The 612-nt window shown below is 65.0% G+C and carries 1 protein-coding gene; it reads left to right on the plus strand.

The genetic code is table 11. The features are described from left to right. Positions 1–139: 139 nt before the first annotated feature. A partial coding sequence (locus ACW2Q0_RS31190; RefSeq protein WP_457194504.1) for a tetratricopeptide repeat protein occupies positions 140–612 on the plus strand: 473 nt, incomplete at its 3' end.

The following is a 612-nucleotide window of genomic DNA, read 5'->3' on the forward strand; positions in this document are numbered from 1 at the left end:
GACCGCCGCCGCGTTGCTCATGTTCTGGAATTTCCGGGGTCTGTACGGCGAAGGTCGCCGCTGGATCGACCGGCTCCTCGACCACCCCGCCCGGCAATCCCCACTCGACCATGTCAAAGCGCTCCATACCGGCTGCGTCATGACGGTGATGCAGGGCGATGTGGCGGCGGCTGCCGCCCTGGTCGAGGGAGGACGCGTATTCGCCGAACAAGATCCCACCCCGATGACCCAGGCGCTGATCACCTACGCCGACGGCGTCGTGGCGATGTTCCACGGTGAGCTTGCCCAGGCGACCTCCTGCTTCGAACGCGCTGTCGAGGTACTCGGCTCGACACGGCGAGGATCCCTTTGTGATCCTGCCTTGCATGCTTCTGCCTTGTTCTTGCTCGGCGTGGTACGCGCGCTGGCCGGTGATACACAAGGGGCAACCGAGTCGCAACAGCAGCTGATCTCCATCACCGAGGCATGTGGCGAATCGCTGTTCCGGTCGAGCGCGTTGTGGGTCCTGGGCACTGCCGCCTGGCGGCAAGGCGAGCCGTCCCGAGCCATCGGACTGCTTCAGGAGGCATTGCGAGTCAACCGGCGAATGTCCAGTCCGATCGTCACCGCGGA

This window comes from Nocardia citri, assembly GCF_054065835.1.